Annotated in this window: 17 protein-coding genes; 8 read left to right on the plus strand and 9 right to left on the minus strand. The window is 52.3% G+C overall.

Features of this window, described 5'->3' with window-relative positions; translation table 11 throughout:
- Positions 1 to 15: 15 nt before the first annotated feature.
- From M2403_RS11945 to M2403_RS11965, 5 genes are all read right to left on the minus strand, one after another.
- Entirely contained in the window at positions 16 to 231 is a 216-nt protein-coding gene (locus M2403_RS11945) for a hypothetical protein (protein ID WP_152327709.1), read from the minus strand.
- A gap of 265 nt (positions 232 to 496) precedes the next feature.
- Complete coding sequence (locus M2403_RS11950) at positions 497 to 1,192, minus strand: EAL domain-containing protein (protein WP_152327708.1); 696 nt, start codon at positions 1,190 to 1,192, stop codon at positions 497 to 499.
- An 88-nt stretch (positions 1,193 to 1,280) separates the two neighbouring features.
- Complete coding sequence (locus M2403_RS11955; RefSeq protein ID WP_259229273.1) at positions 1,281 to 1,784, minus strand: helix-turn-helix transcriptional regulator; 504 nt, start codon at positions 1,782 to 1,784, stop codon at positions 1,281 to 1,283.
- Between the two features lie 1,128 nt (positions 1,785 to 2,912).
- Positions 2,913 to 3,683 carry a hypothetical protein gene (locus M2403_RS11960; protein WP_165059107.1) on the minus strand — a complete coding sequence of 257 codons (771 nt, stop codon included), beginning with the start codon at positions 3,681 to 3,683 and terminating at the stop codon, positions 2,913 to 2,915.
- A gap of 130 nt (positions 3,684 to 3,813) precedes the next feature.
- Positions 3,814 to 6,522 (minus strand): cation-transporting P-type ATPase, encoded by a 2,709-nt coding sequence (locus tag M2403_RS11965; protein ID WP_217152697.1) that lies wholly within the window; start codon positions 6,520 to 6,522, stop codon positions 3,814 to 3,816.
- Positions 6,523 to 6,800: 278 nt separating this feature from the next.
- Here M2403_RS11965 and M2403_RS11970 point away from each other — a divergent pair, with 278 nt between their 5' ends.
- From M2403_RS11970 to M2403_RS11980, 3 genes are read left to right on the plus strand one after another with little or no spacing between them, the layout of a single operon-like run.
- Positions 6,801 to 7,901, plus strand: a complete 1,101-nt coding sequence (locus M2403_RS11970) for an efflux RND transporter periplasmic adaptor subunit (RefSeq protein ID WP_371819745.1) — start codon at positions 6,801 to 6,803, stop codon at positions 7,899 to 7,901.
- 1 nt (position 7,902) lies between these two features.
- On the plus strand, positions 7,903 to 10,968 hold the full coding sequence (locus M2403_RS11975; protein WP_259229275.1) for an efflux RND transporter permease subunit: 3,066 nt from the start codon (positions 7,903 to 7,905) through the stop codon (positions 10,966 to 10,968).
- A complete protein-coding gene (locus tag M2403_RS11980) occupies positions 10,965 to 11,930 on the plus strand; it encodes an acyltransferase (RefSeq protein WP_259229276.1) in 966 nt (321 codons plus the stop codon). Before M2403_RS11975 ends, M2403_RS11980 begins: the two co-directional genes overlap by 4 nt.
- Position 11,931: 1 nt before the next feature.
- Here M2403_RS11980 and M2403_RS11985 read toward each other — a convergent pair whose 3' ends face one another.
- A complete protein-coding gene (locus M2403_RS11985) occupies positions 11,932 to 12,480 on the minus strand; it encodes a helix-turn-helix domain-containing protein (RefSeq protein WP_152327702.1) in 549 nt (182 codons plus the stop codon).
- 98 nt (positions 12,481 to 12,578) lie between these two features.
- On the opposite strand from M2403_RS11985, the gene M2403_RS11990 reads away from it, so the two are divergent.
- Positions 12,579 to 13,247 (plus strand): AzlC family ABC transporter permease, encoded by a 669-nt coding sequence (locus M2403_RS11990; protein WP_259229277.1) that lies wholly within the window; start codon positions 12,579 to 12,581, stop codon positions 13,245 to 13,247.
- Positions 13,244 to 13,567: an AzlD domain-containing protein gene (locus tag M2403_RS11995; protein WP_259229278.1), complete on the plus strand. Its 324-nt coding sequence runs from the start codon at positions 13,244 to 13,246 to the stop codon at positions 13,565 to 13,567. Before M2403_RS11990 ends, M2403_RS11995 begins: the two co-directional genes overlap by 4 nt.
- A gap of 48 nt (positions 13,568 to 13,615) precedes the next feature.
- Here M2403_RS11995 and M2403_RS12000 read toward each other — a convergent pair whose 3' ends face one another.
- The gene (locus M2403_RS12000) at positions 13,616 to 14,977 is read right to left on the minus strand and encodes an APC family permease (protein WP_259229279.1); all 1,362 of its coding nucleotides are present in this window, start codon (positions 14,975 to 14,977) and stop codon (positions 13,616 to 13,618) included.
- Between the two features lie 571 nt (positions 14,978 to 15,548).
- Here M2403_RS12000 and M2403_RS12005 point away from each other — a divergent pair.
- Positions 15,549 to 16,520 (plus strand): sensor domain-containing diguanylate cyclase, encoded by a 972-nt coding sequence (locus tag M2403_RS12005; RefSeq protein ID WP_152327698.1) that lies wholly within the window; start codon positions 15,549 to 15,551, stop codon positions 16,518 to 16,520.
- 101 nt (positions 16,521 to 16,621) lie between these two features.
- Complete coding sequence (locus M2403_RS12010) at positions 16,622 to 17,431, plus strand: AraC family transcriptional regulator (protein ID WP_259229281.1); 810 nt, start codon at positions 16,622 to 16,624, stop codon at positions 17,429 to 17,431.
- On the opposite strand, the gene M2403_RS12015 is transcribed toward M2403_RS12010, so the two are convergent.
- The gene (locus M2403_RS12015; RefSeq protein ID WP_208950327.1) at positions 17,421 to 18,056 is read right to left on the minus strand and encodes a LysE family transporter; all 636 of its coding nucleotides are present in this window, start codon (positions 18,054 to 18,056) and stop codon (positions 17,421 to 17,423) included. The two genes, M2403_RS12010 and M2403_RS12015, sit on opposite strands and share 11 nt — an antisense overlap.
- Positions 18,053 to 19,345: a hypothetical protein gene (locus M2403_RS12020; protein ID WP_259229282.1), complete on the minus strand. Its 1,293-nt coding sequence runs from the start codon at positions 19,343 to 19,345 to the stop codon at positions 18,053 to 18,055. The genes M2403_RS12015 and M2403_RS12020 overlap by 4 nt, the downstream gene beginning before the upstream one ends.
- 171 nt (positions 19,346 to 19,516) lie before the next feature.
- Between M2403_RS12020 and M2403_RS12025 the strand changes: the two genes are divergently transcribed.
- The gene (locus M2403_RS12025; protein ID WP_152327694.1) at positions 19,517 to 20,176 is read left to right on the plus strand and encodes a DUF1345 domain-containing protein; all 660 of its coding nucleotides are present in this window, start codon (positions 19,517 to 19,519) and stop codon (positions 20,174 to 20,176) included.
- Positions 20,177 to 20,336 lie beyond the last annotated feature (160 nt).

A 20,336-nucleotide genomic window follows, 5' to 3' on the forward strand; every position in this document is an offset into this window, starting at 1 on the left:
TAATTAAGTGACTTATTAGCGTGAGGTTGTGGTGGTAGTTGAGGTGTTAGTGTTGCTGTTACCATTACTATCATCGTTACCTACAGCAATCAGACCTGCGGCTAATATTGCGCCGCTGGTACCGACCACTGCCGCCACTGTTTCCCCTTTGCTGAGTTCAGCAGCAGATGTTGTCTGCGAATATAGCGGCAGTAGCATCAGGGAAATAACAGAAAACATGAATTTTCTCATAATTACTCCTCTTCAATTGACAGACGAATTGTTCACCCAATAACCAATGGGCCCTTTGAGTATATCAATAGAAAATAATTATTGTACAATTTAAGACCGGTGTATATTTTAGCTATGCTACCGCCCCTGGTTTACGGCCACCAATTTGCCAAAATATTTATCCAATAATTTTCCGCGCAAGGAAGCCTCGCCATTAAATATCAGGCGAAACTTCCTTAGCGTATTCAGAGATCATTAATTCTTTAAAAATTTATGGCGATAAAATTCAGCTATTCGAGAAAAAAGACTGAATTAGTTCCTCCTGATTATAGGAGGACCACAATACTCCTTGCATGGCGTGAATATTGCTGCCTGTTAAATACTCTACATGTTGTGCATTTTCGACACCTTTTACGATAACGCCCTGGCAGTAAGGTGTGAGGTGTTCAATCGTTTTTCTAAAAGACTGGGTTCCCTGGTGTTGCCAAAAAAAACTTTCGTCGATCTTTATATATTCAAACGATTCGTTCATAACCAGTGAAAGGCTGGTGTTCCCGGCCCCAAAGTTGTCCAACCATAAAGTACAAAATGCTGATAACGACCGGATAATCTTACGCGGAGCTTCTTGCGTAAATTCCGGAAAATTCTGATCCACTTCCAGCCGGATAAAGCGATGTTGTTCTAAAACGTGACATAGTGCTGTGTTGCTAACGATATGACAGGCGATGTCATAATCGATATTTACAGATAATAAAAAGTCATTATCGGTAAATATATTGGCATTGATGCAGGCAAGGGTGACCTGGTTGAAAAATACTTTTATTTTATCTTCAGGAGATAATTTATATTCATAACCAGCAGAATCAGAGCGATTTTCTACTTTGTATGATCTTCTTACTAATTCGAAACCCAGCAAGCCACCGGATGCTGTGACGATAGGTTCAAAAATATGTCCCGGATAACCACGTGTGACCGATTGCATACCGTCCCCTGAGATAAACAGCAGTAGCCGAATAAAACTGATTCAAAGTAGAAATAATCTTTACTGCTCTTTATTTTTATCGGGTAACTCAATTCCCTACCGCATGTCGGTGCAAAAAGAACAATGCCGAGCTGCTGCTGGCATCTACACCAATTTTTCTTAGCGAATTGCATTTGTGCACGCTGATGGTTTTCACACTCAGTTTCAGTATATTCGAGATGCTGGTGACAGAAAGACCGGACATCATCATCACCAAAACCTTCTCTTCCATTCGCGTGATATTGTAATTAAACGCCTCCTTGTTAATCGGCGTGCCACGCAGCTGGATAAACTGTTCCACGGCATTCTCCACGTCGGATAACTCTTTTTTCTTCTTCAGAAATTTAAATTCTTTTTTCAGAAGAAGCTCAAGCATCAGGACATCCACCGCCGAAGACACAATGAGTATCCGTTCCGGGTCCAAAACATTCAGATTCTCTCTCAAAAACTCGTAGCATTTGTGGAAACCGCCCGCTGACGGGTCAATGATCAGATAATCCTTTGTATACAATTGCACCTGTTCGCTCTGGTCAAAGGAAATGACACCGTTCACGTAAGGCACCTTCTTGGAGATTATTTCTTTCAACGCCAGTTTCGTAAACTGGCACTCACTCCAGATAATTACCCGAGGCATTGGGCCGCCTAATTTTGTGGTTTTAAAAACGCTAAAACTCTACTCCGAGAGAACGGGGGAGAATAAAGCACTTTCAGAACGATATAAAGAAAACGAAGTTTACCTGCGTTTTAATTCATATTTTTCCTTTCCAGTGACTGTATGTAGAGTAATACGCAGCGGAAACTCTTCAAATCGTTTTTCTCGCTCATAATCACGAGCAACAATAGGTTTGACCGATCGATTTACACATTCTTATCGTTATTAACCCACCTCCGACCTAGGCGAATTCTTACTTATCTTCCTAATGGCACACAGAAATGTGAGCTATACGACGCTTTTGACTGATATGACTGCAAAAATCTAAGAACTATCTTATTAGGAACTAATCGCATTCTCAGGAATTTGTTTACACCCGATTTAGTCTAAATATTTACACTACAACAGAGCATTATTCTTTTTTAGTGCAAATTTTGGTTTTAATTTTCACCAAAATTAAACACCCGTATTTCAAAACTGGGTTGTTTTCTTAAAAACCCTGTTAAAAATCTAAACTATTGGAATTTAATCCAACTCTGTGGCACAAAATTACCTTTTTTCTTATTCAGATAATTACCTAGGAGTTATCTTAAAGAGACCACAAAATATACTTACTGCTCTATTTTCAGGCCAATATAGGATTTTTATTACTTAAATTCATTTTCCCAACCAAGAATAATCCTAATCGCGATGGCATTAATTGCTAAATAAGGGTGAAAATTCGGGCAGGTGACCGCAGGAATACGCCTGTAAATCCCCTGCAGGCAGAATGAACGGTAATAAGGTGCTGACGGACAGTCATAAAAAAACCCGCCTCATGGCGGGTTTTTTGCGGGCTAATTAATCGATTTAACGGTGCTAAAACACGGCCTGTATTATTTTTCCCTCCAGCCATCACTTCACTCATCTCAAAAGGTTTAAGAATGTAATCATCCGCACCGCTTCGCCGGTCATCACGTCATCTTCAACCAGCAGTATTCGCATCGGTAATCTCGTGGAAAGAATCGGTTTCAGGACTGACGCACGCCTTTACTGAGCCATTTTCCTTTCAGTGAACGTGAGATAACCCACCAGGCCAATAATGGCGACGAGAAACAGGCAACTCGTTCCGGTCGTGCCCAATCCGAGGCCGCCGTTATCCGGCGTCTGAGCCAGCAGGTCGCCGCAGGAAGCTCCAAACGGACGGGTCAGCACATAGGCAATCCAGAAACACAAAACCGCATTCATCCGCAGCAGATAATGGGCACAAGCGGTAATCACAATCAGGCCACCAAACGCGATAGCGGCAGTGGAATATCCCAGATTCATGCCTTCGGCCACCCAGTCACCCGCAGCGGTTCCCAGTGCGAAAGTGAAGAGAATAGCTGCCCAGTAAAACAGCTCTCGTCTGACTGTATCAATCTCATGAATCGACAAGGTTTTTTCGTTTTTATACCAGATGCTGAACGTGACAATCAGCAGCGCGCCAAACATCACGGTGGAGAAAGCCAGCGGCACGTTGAAATTGTCGGTGAGGTTATCGGTGAGCAGTGTGCCAAAAACGCTGATCAGCAACACCGACATCCAGTAAAGCGCGGGGACATAGCGTCTGGCTCTGATTTGGAAGAACAACGAAATCACCAGCAAAATGCCGGTCACAACCGACGTATTAGTCAGCCCGAAGTTCAGATTCACGTTGAGGAAATCGGCAGCCGTTTCACCCACCGTGGTTGACATCATTTTGATAAGCCAGAAAAAGAGGGTAATTTCCGGCACTTTGTTTGCCCAGTTAACTTTTTCCTGCGTTGCCACGTTTGTCATTGTAAAACCCGCCCTGCTGGAGATAAGTCAGGCGAGTATTTCACGGGTTTCTTAAGGGCAACTTAGGGCGTGCAAACAAATCCCAAAAACCTGAACGGCTACCTTCGCCGTTCAGGATGTGGGTTTCTCTCTAACTTTTACGCCAGCTGCGCGTCAGCACTTTCTCTATCTCGACAATCACGAACAGCGCGACGCCGATCAGCAGCCCGATGATCCAGTAGATAAACGGCAGCGGACGCGTGCCGAACAGCGTGTTCATCAGCGGCACATAGATAATGATTGCCTGAAGCGCGAACAGCACAACGGTGACAATCCAGATCCCTTTGTTTTCCAGCAGCCCGCGGCTGAGGGAGAAGTTATCCGAATCGCGACAGTTGATCATGTAAACCCACTGCGCGGTCACCAGCGTCTGCAAGAGCACGGTACGGATAAACTCCGGTTCATAACCGCGCGGTTGCAGCCAGGCTTCCAGCATGAAGGCGCTGACGGAAATCAGCAAACCAACGAACGCGACGCGCCAGATGGCGTATTTATCCATTACATGCGCGCTGACGTTACGCGGCGGACGGCGCATCACGCGGCTTTCCGCCTCTTCAAACGCCAGCCCGAATGACAGCGTGGCTGAGGTTGCCATGTTCATCCAGAGAATTTGTACCGGCGTTAACGGCAGAAAATTACCCATCAGAATGGCGATAATAATCAGCAACCCTTGCGCCAGGTTGGTCGGCATAATAAAGAGAATGGTTTTTTTCAGGTTGTCATAAACCCGGCGCCCTTCCCTGACCGCGTTGGCGATGGTGGCAAAGTTGTCATCCACCAGGATCATATCCGCCGACTCCTTGGTCACCTCCGTCCCTTTGATACCCATCGCGATCCCGACGTTCGCCTGTTTCAGCGCAGGCGCATCGTTCACGCCGTCGCCGGTCATCCCAACGATTTCACCGGTTTCCTGCAACGCTTTTACCAGCCGCAGTTTATGTTCCGGGCTGGTGCGGGCGAAGATATCAAACTGCGTCGCGGCAACCCGCAGCTGATCGTCATTCATATGCTCAAGTTCATACCCGGTGATCGAGTTTTCGCTGTTGCCGATCCCGAGCATTTTACCGATCGCCATCGCGGTTTCCTGATGGTCGCCGGTGATCATCTTGACGCGGATCCCCGCCTGCTGACATTCACCGATCGCCACAATCGCTTCCGGACGCGGCGGATCCATCATGCCTGCAATGCCTATCAGCACCATGCCGTGGCTGAGTTCCGGGTGATCGAGCGCCGTCACCGGCTGATCTACCGGCTTCCAGGCCGCCGCCACCATACGCAAACCTTCGCTGGCGTATCGGGTGATTGCTGATTCCCAGTACGCATGATCTAACGGAACGGCACCTTCCGGCGTCTGCTGGTACTGACAAAGTTTCAGCAAAACATCCGGTGCGCCGGTGAGCATAATCTGCGCCTCCCCGTTTTTATCGCCCGCCACCGCCATATATTTGTAGAGTGAATCGAACGGAATTTTGCTGCTCAGGTTAAACGGCAATTCCGGTAAATGCGCCTTCGCAGCCAGCACTTTCAGCGCGCCTTCCGTCGGCCCGCCGGTAATGCCCCAGTGGCCCTGCGCGTCCTGTTTTAACGTACTGTCGTTACAGATATCGACCGTGCGAAGAAACTGCGTCAGCAGCGGCGACGAGTCTGGCGGCACCTGCGCTGCCGAACCGGCAAGAGAAAAACTGCCCATCGGCTCGTAGCTGTTGCCTTCGACGGTCCAGACGTTATCCGCCAGAATCACCGCTTTCACGGTCATTTCATTCATGGTCAGCGTGCCGGTTTTATCCGAACAAATCACTGACATCGCGCCGAGCGTTTCGACCGTCGGCAGCTTGCGGATAATGGCTTTCGACCGCGCCATCGCCTGCACGCCAAGCGACAAGATGATCGAAATAATTGCCGGCAGCCCTTCAGGAACGGCGGCCACGGCCAGGCTGATGACCGAGAGCAGCAGCTCGCCAAACGGAATATCGCGCAGCAGGAAACCGAAGATCAGCAGCGCCACCATCATGAACAGAATGATGATAAAAATGGATTTACCCAGTTTATCTATCTGCACCAGCAGCGGCGTTTTATTGTCTTCAATCGAGGAAAGCATTTCATTGATGTGGCCGAGTTCCGTCTGGCCACCGGTGGCAAACACCACGCCGCTGGCAGTACCGGAGCTGACGGTCGTTCCCGAGAACGCGAGGTTTTTGCGGTCGCCGATGGATTTCTCGCCTTCCAGCGAATCGGTTTTTTTCGAGACGACGGTGGATTCGCCGGTCAGAATCGCCTCTTCAACGCGCAGGTTATGCACGTCAATCAGGCGTAAATCGGCAGGAATTTTGTCGCCGGGGCGTAACAGAACAATATCCCCCGGCACGATTTCGTCGGTTCCCACGGTAACCTGTTGTCCACCGCGTAATACGACAGCCTCACTGGAGAGCATATTCTGGATGCTCTTCAATGATTTTTCAGCGTTATTTTCCTGGATGAAGCCGATTAGGGCATTAATAACTGCCACCGCTAATATCACCAGCGTATCGACCCAGTGCCCCATTATTGCGGTGACCACGCCCGCCGCCAGTAATATATAAATCAGGATATCTTTAAAGTGAGAGATAAACTTAATAAATAATGACTTACCTTCTTTTTGTGGCAGAACGTTAGGGCCGTAATGTTGCAGTTTGTTTTTGGCTTCTTCGGGTGTCAGCCCGGCTGGCCCGGATTGCAGCCCGGCCAGGCTCTCTTCTACTGTGTGCTGATACCACAATTTTTCCGATGTTTTATCCCCGGAAACTGGTGCTGGATTATTCATGATGCCTGACTCCTTGACCCCTGAAATGGTTCATGAATGAAGCGGATAATGAATTAATTGTCGTGTTAATTCTGGCAAGATACCTAAAGCTGTATAAACTATAATATACCGTGTTAAATAGTGTTAACGGGTTGCCTGAAAAAACAAATTATTAAAGAAAAACAATAAGTCACTGCACAGTTTCAATGGGGATACATCGAAGGCAGAATATACCGAATCCGGTTTATCAAGAGTCCTTATATATTCTGCCGGGATTTATTAATTTCGCGTGTAGTTGCATGAGGGGAAGTATTTTGAAGATCCGTTTCTCTCTCGTTCTGGCCCTCGCTTTAATGTTAAGCGCCTGCGACCAGAAAACGGCGGACGCGCCCGCGCCCCCGCGTCAGGTAAAAATCGCCACCGCCGAAGCGGCCAGCCCGCTAAGTACCCGCGTTTTTCCGGCACGTATTCTCGCAGGCGATAACACCGACATTGCCTTTAAGCGCGCCGGTCAGTTGCAGACGCTTGACGTCCGCGAAGGCGAAGCCGTGAAACAGGGGCAAGTTCTCGCCCGCCTCACCAACAATGACGCCCGCCAGCGGCTCAACGATCGCCGCAGCGCCGCGACACTCGCTCAGCGCCAGTTCGAACGTTATCAGACCCTCGCCCGTCGCCATGTCGTTTCTCAGGCTGAACTTGAAGTGCATAAAGCCAGCCGGGATTCTGCGGCAGCGGCGCTGAAAATCGCACAGGAAGAACTCAATGATCTCAATCTGGTGGCACCGTTCAGCGGCGTCATTGCGCGGCTGAATGTGCGTAATCATCAGGTGATTTCCGCCGGTCAGCCGGTGGCGACGCTCAGCCGTTCCGATGTGCTGGACGTTATTTTCAGCGTGCCGGAAAACCTCTTCACCAGCCTTGATATGCGTAACGCCGATTACCGTCCGCGGGTGCGCATCAACACCCTTCCCGACCGCGAATTCACCGCGACTTATAAAGAGCACACCGCCAGCAGCGAAGCCAACACGCTGACCTGGCAGGTGACGCTGACCATGCCGCGCCCGGAAAACTTCCCGGCGGTGGCAGGACTGAGCGGCACTGTCACGGTGAACCCGGCCAATCTCGCCACGGCCACGCCGGACTCCACGCTGGTGATCCCGGTTGAAGCCGTGTTTAACCCCGACAACACGCAGCGCAACAACCCGCACGTCTGGGTGATCGCCGGAGAAGGCGACACCCTGCACGTTGAGGATCGCAAAGTCACCGTCGGTAAACTCACCTCGCAGGGCATTGAAATTACGGCCGGTTTGAAACAGGGCGACCGCATTGTCGCCGCCGGTGTCGGTGAATTACATGCGCAGCAACCCGTTCGCATCTGGACACGGGAACGGGGCCTGTAATATGGGGATCAACGAGAGTTTTATCAGCAATCCGACGCGCGTCTGGCTGGTGATCCTGCTGCTCGGCGTGGGCGGATTAATTGCATTGTTCAACATCGGGCGGCTGGAAGATCCGGCGTTTACCATTAAAACGGCGGTGGTTTCCGTTCAGTATCCGGGCGCATCCTCGCAACAGGTGGAAGAAGAAGTCACGCTGCCGCTGGAAAACGCGCTTCAACGCCTGCCTTACGTCGATAACATCACGTCGATTTCTGCCGTCGGTTTATCGCAAATTACCGTGAATATCGATGCCCGCTATCACTCTTCCGAACTGCCGCAAATCTGGGATGAACTGCGCCGCCGGGTGAATGACGCGACGCTGCAATTCCCGCCCGGCGTCAGTCCGCCGTTCGTTAACGATGATTTCGGCGACGTGTACGGCTATTTTTTCTCGATCTACGGAGACAGTTTTACCAATCCCGAACTGCGCGCCTATGCCGAACAGCTTCGCAGGCAACTGGTTCTGGTGCCCGGCGTGGGCAAAGTCGCGATTGGCGGCGTCATTCCTGAGCAGGTTTACATCGAGATTTCGCGGGCGAAAATGGCGGCTTACGGCGTCACGCTGGCGCGTCTGGCCGATGTGCTGAACCGGCAGAATATGGTTTCCGACGCGGGCAGCATGACGGTGGGAAGTGAATCCATCCGTCTGCATCCGACCGGCGGCTTTCAGAATATCGATGAACTCAATAATGTGCTCATCAGCCCGGCCGGTTCCACGCACAGTATTTATCTGCGCGATATCGCTACGGTTTCGCAGGGCGTGACGGATCATCCCGGCAATATTTACCACGCCAATGGCCGCAATGCGCTGACCATTGGCGTCTCCTATATTCCCGGCGTGAATGTCATGAATATCGGCCACGCTATCGAAGCCAGAATGAACCAGATCAGCGCCGACAAACCGGCAGGGATCGAGCTTAAAGTCTTCTACGATCAGGCTGCTGAAGTGAAGAAATCCGTCGACGGTTTCATCATTAACTTCCTGATGGCGCTGGCGATTGTAGTCGGCGTCTTGCTGATTTTTATGGGTTTACGCAGCGGGATTATCATCGCCGTGTCGCTGGCGCTGAACGTGCTCGGCACGTTGCTGATTATGTATTTATTTGGCATCGAGCTTCAGCGCATTTCGCTCGGCGCGCTGATCATCGCCCTGAGTATGCTGGTGGATAACGCAATTGTGGTCGTGGAAGGCGTACTGATTTCCCGACAGCAGGGCAATCCGCTGATGAGTGCAATTGCACGCATTATCAAACGCTCCGCCCTGCCGTTGCTGGGCGCGACGGTCATCGCCATTCTGGCGTTTGCACCTATCGGTCTGTCCCAGGATTCGACCGGCGAATACTGTAAATCGCTGTTCCAGGTATTGCTGATTTCGCTGATGCTCAGCTGGGTAACGGCGCTGACGCTCACGCCGGTGCTGGTCAAATGGGCGTTTGCCAATATGCCGGTGCCGGAGAAAAAGCCGGATGAACAGGCCGACCCGTACAGCGGCTGGATTTTCCGCGTTTACCGGCGTTTGCTGTCGGCGCTGCTGGTGCGCCAGACGGTCACGCTGGTCACGCTGGCGGCGCTGCTCGCGGCATCCGTCTGGGGGTTCGGCTTTGTGCGGCAGAACTTTTTCCCGTCCTCCAACACGCCTATTTTCTTCGTCGATCTCTGGCTGCCTTACGGCACCGATATCAATTACACCGCCCGTGTCGCCCGCGAAATAGAACAGAACATCAGCAAACAGGAGGGCGTGGAAAACACCGTGACCACCGTCGGTCAGGGCGGGATGCGCTTCATTCTGACCTACAACGGCCAGCGCCAGTATTCCAACTACGCGCAGATTATGGTGCGGATGGACGACCAGCGGAAAATCGCCGGGCTAATTCGCCACACCGAGCAGGATATCCAGAAAAATTACCCCGAGGTGAATGCGCGGCTCAAACGCATCATGTTCGGGCCGTCCGGCGACAGCGCCATTGAAGTCCGCATTAAAGGCTCCGACCCGGATACGCTGCGCAGCATCGCCAGCCGGGTGGATAAAATCATCCTCGATGACGGCGCGGCTGACGGCGTGCGCAACGACTGGCAGGATCGTAGCAAAATGGTCAGGCCGGTATTTTCCCCGTATCTGGGCCGTGAACTGGGCGTGGATAAAGGCGAAGTCGACAGCGCCTTACAGATGAATTTCAGCGGCAGCACGGTCGGGATTTACCGCGATGGCTCCACGCTGATGCCCATCGTTTTGCGTCCGCCGGCGGCGGAAAGGCTGGATGTCGATCATATGGCGAACATCATGGTCTGGAGCCAGACGCGCCAGCAGTTTATTCCGCTGAGCAACGTGGTCAGTGACTTCAAAGTGGAATGGGAAGATCCGCTGATCATGCGTCGCGACCGTATCCGCATGCTCACCGTGCAGACCGACCCCGATGCGGCCACCGGCGAAACGTCCGGCGATATGCTCGCGCGGATAAAACCGCAGGTTGAGGCACTGACCTTGCCGCACGGTTACAGCATTGAATGGGGCGGCGATGCGGAGAATTCCGCCGAGGCGCAGCAAGGCCTGTTCACCACGCTGCCGATTGGATTCCTGATGATGTTTATCATCACGGTGCTGATGTTCAGTTCGGTAAAAAATGCGATTGCCATCTGGCTGACCGTGCCGCTGGCGCTGATTGGCGTGACGTTTGGTTTCCTGCTGACCGGCATTCCGTTCGGGTTTATGGCGCTGATTGGCCTGCTCAGCCTGAGCGGCATGCTGATCCGCAACGGTATCGTGCTGGTCGAAGAAATCGGCCAGCAGAAGAAAGAGAAAAATCAGACAGAAGCGATTATCTACGCAGCAACGTCACGTCTGCGCCCTATCCTGCTGACGGCGTTTACCACCGTGCTCGGGCTCGCGCCGTTGTTACTTGATGTATTTTTCCAGAGCATGGCGGTTGTTATCATGTTCGGTCTGGGGTTTGCGACCGTGCTGACGCTTCTGGTTCTGCCGGTGATTTACAACTGTTTCCATCGTGAAGGACAACGAATTCAACAATGAACACAACGGGACTGAACATTATTAAAACGCTCGGCTGCCTGACGGCCGTGACCTTTTTCACCGTCTATAACACGTACGATAATTACAATTATAACTACGATCAGATCCTGGCCTTTCTGACTTTTATTTCCACCATCGCCACGCCGCTGTTTTTTGTCGTGACCGGTTATATGGACGCCGATTCCCAGCACACGCCGGAATGGCAGATGAAAAAGATACGCGGGATCCTGACAATATTTATCTTCTGGTTCTCGATTTATTACCTGTGGGGACCGTATCAGAAAGGCTATCTGATCCAGCCGTGGTTCATCTTTTCGCTGGTGATCATCTACACCTTTCATCCGGTCGTGGAATGGCTGGCGAAACGCCGGGTGATCCTGGCATCGCTGGTGCTCGCGCTGCTGATTTTCTCTTTCGCCTATGATCTGCTGGCGATCTATTTCACTGAAAGTAAAAGCTTCTCCGCGCCCGCGCAATTCCGCATCTGGACGTGGGTGCTTTATTATCTGACCGGCCAGTTACTTTACGATCCGGTGGTTTCCACACTCTACAGCCGCCCGCGCATCGCGAAATACGCCGCCATCGCGATTCCGTTTGTTTATACCTTTACGTGGTTTTATGAGAAGCACTTTTTCTTCTCGATATTCAACGTTGAGCGCAACAGCTTTATTCTGACCGGCTCGCAGGTGTATATCCTGGTGCTGCTTATTATCATTGCCGCGAACGGCGTAAAACCGGACGCCACGCGGCTGCCGGTCAGTGAAATGGTCAGCTCGCTCGGTAAAACCATGACCGGCGTTTATATCCTGCACTACACCTTCTTCAATCTGCTTATCGAGTGGATCCCGATCAATTCCCTGACCGCCAAACTGCTGGTCATTCTGATGACGTTCCTGCTTTCGGTGGCGTCATCCATGCTGCTGCTTAAAAGCAATCTGACGAAAAAGCTGATTACGTTTTGATTTAGCGTTGCTCCGACACCAGCACAGCCATGGTGTCGGGCTCCAGTGCTCTGAAAATATGCTCAACGTCAGCCGGATATGAAATGTAGTCACCGGCGTTCAGCTCGACCGGTGAATCCACCATCCCGACCAGCGCACGCCCCTGTGTGATGATGATGTGTTCCACCGAACCCTGCGGATGCGGGCTGGAAACGCGGTCGCTGCCCGGCTGTGTGGTCAGCAGATAGACATCGCGACGCGCGCCCGGCGGACAGGTCGCCAGAAGCACCGCTTTGTAATCCGCCAGTTCCGCCACCACCGACGGGCCTTCGCCGCGCCGGATCACCTGCATTTTATTCACTTCAGGCTCCATCAGCCGCGCGAAGGGAATATTCAGCGCCACGCACAGCGCCCACAGCGTTTCCAGGCTCGGATTCCCGTTACCGGCTTCGAGTTGTGAAAGCGTCGATTTAGCCACACCGGCGCGGCGGGCGACTTCTGCCAGAGACAAGCCCGCGCGCTGACGTTCACGCACCAGACCTTTGGAAATAACGCTGATAGGTTGAGACATTGCGGTACTCCGATCCTTATAACGAACGATCGTTCGACTTGAAGAACGATTCGGAAGTGTTCATTATAATGGATACTCGTTCGTTATGGGATTGAATTATGCAAGCACGTTTCTTTTCACCGCTGGGAAAAGATGTGGTGAAAGCCATCTTTCTGGTCTGTCTCGCCGACGGTCTGGTGGGGATTTCTTACGGTTCACTGGCGGTCGCCGGAGGCTTCCCGCTGTGGGTGCCGCTGATGCTCTCGTTGCTGGTGCTCGCCGGCGCTTCGGAGTTTTTATTTATCGCGATTGTCGGCGGTGGCGGAAGCCCGCTCGCCGCAGCGGCTGCCGGTTTACTGGTGAATGCCCGCCATTTGCCGTTCGGTATCGCCGTGAAAGATCTGGTGGGCAGTAAATCGCTCAGCTGGCTCGGATGCCACATCATGAACGATGAAAGCGTGGTATTTGGCATCTCCCAGCCCACCCATGAGAAACGCAAAAAAGCCTACTGGCTGTGCGGCGCGGGCATTGCGCTGTTCTGGCCAGTCAGCGTGATTGCCGGGGCGTACATCGGGCAGTTTATCCCTGATATCAAAGCCATCGGGCTGGATGCCGTATTCCCGGCCATTTTGCTGGCGCTGATTTTCCCCGCACTGAGGAAGCGCAGAACGCTGATCCCGGCGGCGTCCGGCGCACTGATTTCCGTCGCCGCTGTGCCTTTTGTGCCCGCCGGAATGCCGGTACTGTTTTCATTGCTGGGATTACTGGCCTGGAGAAACAAAAAATGACGCAACAAACGTTATGGATTGCCGGGATCGTCGTTCTGGCGGCCGGAACTTTCGCGATGCGCATGGCCGGTTACCGGCTGGGCTCGCGCCTGAATTTTTCACCGGCAACGCAAACAATGTTGTCGGACTCCGCCACGATTCTGTTACTGGCCGTTGCGGCCACGTCAGCGTTGTTTGAAGGCCACCACTTTGGCGGATTTGCACGGGTAGCAGGCGTCGGCGTAGCGCTGTTTTTAGCGTGGCGAAAGGCACCGCTGATCGTCATTATTATCGCGGCGGCGGTCATAACTGCGCTGATGCGCTGGACGGGGATCGCCTGAACACAAATAAAAATGGCTCCCGCAGGAGCCATCAATATTCACCAGTCTTTACGCCACATCTTCGTATTGCGGTACCGGATTGCGGAAGCTTTTGGTCATGCAGGCCAGATAGATGAAGCCGACTGCGCCCCAGATCAGCCCCAGCACCATCGAACCTTCTTCCAGATTTACCCACAACGCACCGACCGTCAGCGCGCCGCACAACGGTAAAAGCAGATACTGGAAGTGGTCCAGCAAGGTTTTGTTGCGCTTCTCGCGGATCCAGAACTGCGAAATCACAGACAAGTTCACGAAGGTAAATGCCACCAGCGCACCGAAGTTAATCAGCGCCGTCGCAGTCACCAGATCGAAGTTAATCGCCATCAGGGCAATCGCGCCAACCAGCAACACGTTGAAAGACGGCGTACGCCATTTCGGGTGAATGTAGCCGAAGAAACGTTTTGGGAATACGCCGTCGCGGCCCATGACGTACATCAGGCGCGAAACGCCCGCGTGCGCCGCCATGCCGGAAGCCAGAACCGTGATGCTGGAGAAAATCAGTGCGCCGAACTGGAAAGCGCGTCCGGCAACCTGCAACATGATTTCAGGCTGAGAAGCATCCGGGTTTTTGAAGCTGGAAATATCCGGAAAATACAGTTGCAGGAAATAGGTTGCACAGATAAAGATGGCACCGCCAATTAACGCCGTCAGGAAAATCGCCCGCGGAATCACGCGTTCGGCGTCTTTCGTTTCTTCCGACAAATTACTGATGCCGTCAAAGCCGGTGAACGAGAAGCACAGAATGGTGGCGCCGGTAATCAGCGGCACAGTATGGGTATTTTCGCCCCAGAACGGTTTCGAACTGGCCAGCGTGCCGTAACCGGTGCCGTGGTTAACGCCGTAAATCACCATGCCGGTAATCACAACAATCAGCACAATCTGCAAGACGACGACCAGCGTATTAATATTGGCGACGGTTTTGATGCTGCGTAAATTCGACAGCGTCATAAAGCCGACCAGCACAATGACAAATATCCACGACGGCACGGAAGGCACCAGCGCTTCGAAATAGATTTTCGCCAGCAGGATATTAATCATCGGCGCGAAAAGGTAATCGAGCAGCGACGACCAGCCCACCATAAAGCCGACAACCGGATGAATCGCTTTTTGCGCGTACGTATAAGCGGAGCCCGCAGAAGGATAGCGGCGCACCAGTTTGCCGTAGCTCAGCGCCGTAAATAAAACAGCGATCAGCGCGAAGGCGTAGGCCGTCGGCACATGGCCGTCGGTCAGGCCGGAGACAATACCGAACGTATCGAACAAGGTCATGGGTTGCATATAGGCCAGGCCTATCATGACAACCGGAATCAGCGTAAGGCTTTTACGCAGTTCCACGCGGGAAGGGGTACCTGTTGCGATGTTATCCGACATGATGTGAATTTCCCATGACGGATGACGTCACATAAAAAGAGTGGTGCACCATTTATGTTTCCTTGCGACAAGACTGTCGATTTCTGAAAGTAAATATCTATCCGGTACTAAGCCCGGCCTCTGGTTTTTGAATGTTTTCTTGTACGAAGAATGATTTCGTTTAATGAAGAAAGAGTGAATCAGCCCGTTTTGCGGGCCGCATATTTTGCCTGATTAAGTATCGAATTGACAAGACTGCTCAGGATAAACAAAGGCAATAAATAAAATAATCCGCCAAAACCGGCACGTATTGTCAAAGCGCTTTCGAAGGGGTGGAATGAAATGTTTTTATAATGTGAAAATAATTAAACACGCCGTTATTGCATCCGGAGATATATCGACAACCCATGTTTAAAAATAACGAGTGCGCCTCTTATTTAACATTTATCGCCCCGAAACGCCGTTGTCCCTTCCCGGTATCACTTATGGGCAAATTCCGAAAATCCGCTCCTCTGACGTCTTTTTCACACCTGATGTTTACAAAATCAGGGTCCGTGGCAAGAATGAAGATTATTTGCTCATAAAATAAGAAATGTCTGATTCCTCACTTTTACAACAACTCCAGAACCTGAAGAAGCACAATGCCCGGCTAAAACGCATCGCGCACGACGCCCGCAACAAGCTGAGTGCCGCGCTGGATGGAACCGGTTTGTGTTTGTGGCAGCTTGACGTGCCCAGCGGAAAACTGGTGATTTACAACCGCCGCTGGGGATCAATGCTGGGTTATCAGCCGAAAGAGCTGAGCGCGCGTTTTGAAGTCTGGCGCGAGCATTTACACCCGGACGACCGGGACGATGTGCTGTCGGCTTTTTACAATCATCTGGAAGGCAAGACGCCGTTTTATGAGGCGCTGCACCGGATGCAGGCGAAAAATGGCACCATTACCTGGGTGCTCGATCGTGGCCGCGTCACCGAACGGGACGATGCCGGACGCCCGCTGAAAGTGACGGGCACCCACATCGATATGACCAAAGAGAAGAATTACGAGCAGCAGCTGGCGACGCTGGCAAATCATGATCCGCTGACCGGGCTGGCAAACCGTCATGCGTTACAGCATCATTTTGCAGCACTGAAAAATGCCGGCCCGTTGTGTGTGGCATTTATCGATCTGGATGATTTTAAGCATGTGAATGATACGCTCGGCCACCGCAGCGGAGATGAAGTTCTGATGCGGCTTAGCCAGCGTTTTCAGGAAGCGTGCCCGCCGGGTGTAATTCCGGGGCGGCTGGGCGGTGATGAATTTGTGCTTCTGATGCCATATTCGCTGAACAATCCGGTGATTAAACGCGTAGCGCAGGCTTGTCTGAATGCGGCGATCATCCCCTTTGAGCTGGATAACGGCAATGCGCAGATTGGCGCGTCAATAGGGATTGATGAAGTGAACGGCAGCGATGATTTCAGCGAAGCGCTGCTGCTCGCCGACCGGGCGATGTATGCGATAAAGCATCACGGAAAGAATGGCGTCATGCTTGGGTCGGAGGTTTTTCCCCTCCGTGCGTCATGAATTTTCCTCGCTTTCAGTGTTAAAAGTTTGTGCTATAAATTTTGCATAAGAAAAAGGGTTAGTTTGTTTTTTTTCGCTCAGCAATGATTTATGGGGGTGATGTGTCTCTTTCTATTTCTGAATGGACGATAGCTAACGACATTGAATGCTCGCATCTCACCGCGAGTAATTCGTCATTTCCGCGTCATACTCACGACGAATACGTCATCAGCGCCAATCTCACCGGCACGGAAGAAATCTGGCTGCACGGAAAAACCGCGCTGGTGCGCGGCGGCGATATCACGATTTATAACCCGTCGACGGTGCAGTCCTCGTTATTCGGCAATGAAAAGGTCGAATTCCTCAGCGTGCATATTCCCCAAGCGTTGCTGCGCCAGGTGTCGGTCGATCACAATCTGCGTTCAGACCATCACGCGCCGGTCCTGGCCGAAGGCGTTCTGAGTAATCCCGCGCTGTTTTCCGCACTGTGCCATTACAAACGCACGCTCAATGATGAAGACCAGGAGCAGAATCTGCTGTGGCTGCTGGGCGCGCTGCTGGAAGAACCGGCGAAAGAGCAGGAGCAGTCGCTGCGCCCCATCACACTGGCGCTGGATTTTATGCGCGACCATCTGACGCGGAAAATACATCTCGATACGCTGGCCCAAATCAGCGGGCTGAGTAAATTCCATTTTGTCCGGCTTTTCCGTCAGCATATCGGCATGCCGCCGCTGCAATACCATATGCAGCTGCGGCTGCTCGAAGCCCGCAACCAGCTGCGCAAAAACAATAACGCGCTGGACGTGGCAATCCGCCTGGGCTTTTACGATCAAAGCCACTTCATCAATACGTTCCGCAAAATGATGGGGATCACGCCCCACCTTTATTCGCTGTCGCTCAACGCCTCGCACAGCCACGCGGCTATACGATAAATTCGCGGTAGCCGGTGATCACCACGTACAGCGCGAAGTACGAGAATATCGCCGCTGATGCCACGTAAGAGTATTTCAGCATTTTGGTGCCGAGCATTTTTCCGCCCCAACTGCCGACGCAGCACAGCACGATCGTCCAGAACACACCGGCGATAAAGAATCCGGTCAGGAACCACGACGCTTCCACTGTGCCGCCCTGCCCCATGCGGGAAATCAGTGCCCCGCCGACGGCGGCAAACCACAGGATCGCCGTCGGAGAGGACATCGCCAGCAACACGCCACGACCGAAGTTGCGGACAACCGAACGCGGTTGCGCGTTGTCGCCGGAGCTCAGATCGCTGGCCGGAGCCAGCGCCGCGCGGATCATTTTGTAGGTAAACCACATCAGCATCAGCGAGCCGCCGACCCACAAAACCCAGCGGACGCTCTGGTATTGCAGCAACAGCGTCATCCCTGCCAGCGCCAGCACGGCGTAAATCAGGTCGCCAATGCAGGTGCCAATGCCCAGCCAGAATCCGTGAAAATAGCCGCGTTGCATCGCCAGCGTAATCATGGCGATATTGGCAATCCCGATGTCCAGACACAGCGATAGGCTGAGCAAAAATCCATTTGAAAACGGCATCATAACGGAACTCTCTTAATTAACTGGTTGTATTCAATCATGTCATTGGTGGTGCCCAGACGCGCCATCAGCACATCGACATCCTCCGGATTGGTGTGCGGACAACGTTCCAGCATGAAATTTTTTGCCCGTTCTGCGTCGCCGCCCAGCAACTCTTCGCTCATCAGCCGGGTAAGATCCGCCATCTGGGTAAAGAAAAGATCAGGGTGGAAGTCGACAGAGTTCTCGGTCAGCCCGATGCAGCCATGTTCACGCAGGTAGTTGAACTGGATCCAGGCCGCACCGGCGTCTGGATAGCTCGACGGCCCGCGGCGAAGATAGCGAAGCATTTCGAGGAAGTAGATCCGCGCCAGCACGGTGCGGTCGAGTTGCAGACCGTCGGCCACCTGCGGCGTGAGGCACATCAGCAGGCCAAACTGATCGGCCAGCGCTTCCTGCACCATCATCGAGCCCCAGCGATCAATCTTGCTGAGTTTCGGGAAGACGTTCTCGTTGCGCACCAGCGAATGTCCCAGGTCGTGCCCGCGGAACCACGCAATCAGATAACGCTGGCACACGCGGCTGTCCGGCAACCGGTCTTCCGGCCAGCCCATTTTCGCCGCTTCGGTACGCGAAAACAGTTCGAAAAGTTGCAGGTAAGTGTTGGCGAAAACCACGGTGCGCTTGACCGGCGAATACTTCAGCCCTTCATCCTCCGGGAAGAAATAGGCGAAATGTTTCGGATAGGTATTGGCTTCACCGGCAATGCCAAACAGGTTGATAATTTTGTACGCACAGCCCGACATCGCCAGCAAATCACCGGCAATTTCCTTTTGCAGATACAGCAAACTTTCCGGGAATAAATCGTCCATCACGTCGGAGATTTCCTGCAACATCGGCGCGGGTTCGCCAAACCACGACGAATAAAAACTCTGTTTGGATTTTCCGACCCACGTCGAGGTATTGCCGATGCCCAGCACCAGCTGCTGTTCATTCAGCCCGGCGATTTGCGGCAGCACGGTTTTCCCGCAGCTGTCGTCCGCCAGTACTTCCGCGCGCAAAAACAGCCCGCGGCGGGTATCAGGGTCATCAAACATCGGCGCAAGACGGAAACACTGGATCGACATTTCCTCGCGCAGCGCATCCAGCAAACGGCTTTCGCAGGCGGCTTCCAGCTGATTAATGGCTTCCGTGAGACGCAGGCAGTAGTGAATAGTTTGCAGAGCTTTAGGACTTAAATTTTCCGGGGCATCCAGATCCATCATTGAAACCTGATATGCCGCCGCGGCTGGCCAAAATGAGGTTGTAAACATGATTTCAAACCCTTAAGCGCAATAGAGACAACCTACTAAATCACTCCCGCGAAACCGGGTATTGGAAGAAATTGCGCAGACGCCAGGAAGTGAAAACCGCCACCAATACAAGCCTGCCATCTGCGTCTACCCTTAACGTATCCATCCCTTTTTCGCTAAGCGCCTAACATCATGAGTCTTTCCCTTCGTCACTACCTGCACGCCCGTTCCCGGCTGGTGATTTCTATCATTGCCGGACTGATTTGTTTTTTTGCTCTTCCCGCGCATCTGGGGACGTTGCAGCGCCTGATGATTGGCTGGAATGTGCTGGCATGGCTGTACCTGTTTTTCCTGTGGTTGCGGATGTTGCGCACCGAGCCGAAAGACATTCCGCACATCGCCAAAACGCAGGATGAAAGTGCCAGCATCGTGCTGACGCTGGTGACGCTGACCTGTCTGGTGAGCATTCTGGCGATCCTGATGGAACTGGGGTCACTGAAAGATCTGACCGGCACCGCTCGGGCGCTGCACATTCTGCTGACCGCCACCACGCTGATTGCTTCCTGGGCGCTGCTGCCCACGTCGTTCGCCATGCATTACGCCCATCATCACTATCTGCGGCGCAGCAAAGACTGCACGCCAATGATTTTCCCTGAAAAACCCGACGAACCCGGTTACTGGGATTTTCTCTATTTCTCTTTCACCATTGCCGTGGCGTCGCAAACCGCCGACGTGGCAACCGGCACCACCGATATGCGGCAGATTGCGCTGTTGCAGTCGGTGATTTCATTCGTCTTCAATCTGGCCATTCTCGGGTTTTCCATTAACGTCGGCGCGGGATTGCTAAGCTAATTACTGACTTAACGATTGAAGTAATACGCTGTATTTCGGGGGATTTTCGGCAGAGTTCACTGTAAGTCAAAAAAGGCGCATTTTGGACTTCTATACGTCTAAAACTTAGTGTAGGTTTTCACAATATTCTCCCAATTTGGTTACGTTTAAGGAAACTTTG

This window comes from Rahnella sp. BIGb0603 (genome assembly GCF_024808755.1).
GTDB lineage: Bacteria > Pseudomonadota > Gammaproteobacteria > Enterobacterales > Enterobacteriaceae > Rahnella > Rahnella contaminans.